Genomic DNA, 2,144 nt, shown 5'->3' with positions numbered 1-2,144 from the left:
CGCCGGTGTGGACGGAATCCGGGACTATCGGGGATAACGGCGGAAATGCTAAAAGCGGGGGCTTGGGAGATTTTCGTGAGTCATGGGGATAACCTGCGGGGCGGCTGATTCGTCCCCATCTTCCGGTGCGGAGGACGGACTCTTCCCCCATGGTGGCCGGGACGGGGGTGATGAGTCCGGTCAGTGGGGGCAGAATTCGGCCGCCATGGTTATCCACAGGCTATCGTCCGATTCCTCCACAGGATGTTGGGGACAATGAAAGAGTTCCACCTACATCTCGTTTCCGACGCCACGGGCGAGACGATCAACAGTGTGGCGCGCGCCTGCGTGATCCAGTTCGATCAGGTCCGCCCGATCGAGCACTTCTGGAATCTCGTGCGCACCGACCGCCAGCTCGACTTGGTGCTGGAGGCGATCCGCGAGCATCCGGGACTGGTCATGTTCACCCTGGTGGACGAGGGGCTGCGGCGGCGGCTGCAGGACTTCTGCCGCGAGGTGCAGGTGCCCTGCATCCCCGTGCTGGACCCGCTGATCAACGCGCTGGCCGCCTACCTGGGCCTCGAGTCGCAGCGCCAGCCCGGCCGCCAGCACGCGCTGGACGCCGAGTACTTCGGCCGCATGGACGCCATGGAGTTCGCGCTGTCGCACGACGACGGCCAGTCGTCCTGGGACCTGCACGAGGCCGACGTGCTGCTGATGGGCGTGTCGCGCACGTCGAAGACGCCGACCTGCATCTATCTGGCGAACCGCGGCATCAAGGCGGCGAACATCCCCATCGTGCCCGGTTGCCCCCTGCCGCCGGAGCTGGAGAAGATCCGCCGCCCGCTGATCGTCGGCCTGACCAAGGACCCCGACCGGCTGATCCAGATCCGCCGCAACCGGTTGAAGCTGCTGAACCAGAACGAAAGCTCCACCTACGTCGACCCGGAGGAGGTGCGGCGCGAGGTGGCCGAGGCGCGGCGCATGTTCAGCCGCCACGGCTGGCCGGTCATCGACGTGACCCGCCGCTCCATCGAGGAGACGGCGGCGGAGATCATGATGCTGCTGGCCCGCCGTCAGACCGGGGGCCAGTCGGGAGGCCAGACGGGCGGCGGAGCGGGGTCGTGACCACCGGCGCCGTTGCCCAGCCCATTGTCCAGCCGCCCCGGCTGATCCTCGCCTCCGGCTCCAAGGCGCGCGCCGCCATGCTGGAGGGGGCCGGCGTCGCCGTGAGGCGCGACCCGGCCGACGTGGACGAGGGCGCCCTGAAGGCCACCTGCCGCGCGCAGGGGGCCACCGTGGAGGCAACCGCCGAGACGCTGGCCGAGGCCAAGGCGCGCCATGTCGCGCAACGCCACCCCGGCGCCTTCGTGCTGGGTGCCGACCAGATGCTGGAGTGCGGCGGCGACTGGTTCGACAAGCCGGGCGACCGCGATGGTGCCCGCGCCCAGCTCGCCCGCCTGCGCGGCCGCAGCCACCGGCTGGTCAGCGCCGCGGTGATCGTGCGCGACGGCGAACGGCTGTGGCGGCACACCGACGCCGCGACACTGGCCATGCGGCCGTTCAGCGACGCCTTCCTGGCGCAATACCTGGACGCCTGCGGCGAGGTCGTGCAGCACTCCGTCGGCGCCTACCACCTGGAGGGGCTGGGGGCGCAGCTGTTCGACCGGGTGGACGGCGACTTCTTCACCATCCTCGGGCTGCCGCTGCTGCCGGTGCTCGGGTTTCTGCGCGACCATGGGATTCTGACGGAATGATCATCAGCGGCAAGGCCAAGGTGGCCGGCGTCATGGGCTGGCCGGTCGGGCACTCGCGCTCGCCCCGGCTGCACGGCTTCTGGCTGGACAAGTACGGCATCGACGGCGCCTACGTCCCCCTCTCCGTCCCGCCGGAGCGCGCGGCGGAGGCCATCCGCGCCCTGCCCGCCCTGGGCCTGCGCGGCTGCAACGTCACCGTCCCACACAAGGAGATCGCCGCCGCCACCGTCGACCATCTGGACGAGTCGGCGCGCGGCGTCGGCGCCGTGAACACCATCGTGGTGCGCGAGGACGGGTCCCTGGAGGGGCGCAACACCGACGGCTTCGGCTTCGTCGAGAACCTGCGCGCCGGTGCGCCGGGCTGGCGCGCGGATGCCGGGCCGGCCGTGGTGGTCGGTGCCGGCGGCG

At 70.6% G+C, this 2,144-nt stretch carries 3 protein-coding genes; all 3 read left to right on the top strand.

The window, feature by feature from the left end:
* The first annotated feature begins 255 nt into the window (after window positions 1–255).
* Window positions 256–1,107, top strand: a complete 852-nt coding sequence (locus VED21_RS34315) for a pyruvate, water dikinase regulatory protein (protein WP_324890411.1) — start codon at window positions 256–258, stop codon at window positions 1,105–1,107.
* A complete protein-coding gene (locus VED21_RS34310; RefSeq protein ID WP_414638383.1) occupies window positions 1,104–1,736 on the top strand; it encodes a Maf family protein in 633 nt (210 codons plus the stop codon). The genes VED21_RS34315 and VED21_RS34310 overlap by 4 nt, the downstream gene beginning before the upstream one ends.
* A partial coding sequence (locus VED21_RS34305) for a shikimate dehydrogenase family protein (RefSeq protein ID WP_414638382.1) occupies window positions 1,736–2,144 on the top strand: 409 nt, incomplete at its 3' end. The genes VED21_RS34310 and VED21_RS34305, both read left to right, overlap by 1 nt.

It is taken from the genome of Azospirillum sp. (genome assembly GCF_035627195.1).
Lineage (GTDB): Bacteria > Pseudomonadota > Alphaproteobacteria > Azospirillales > Azospirillaceae > Azospirillum.
This window is presented reverse-complemented; position numbering and strand designations above follow the sequence as displayed.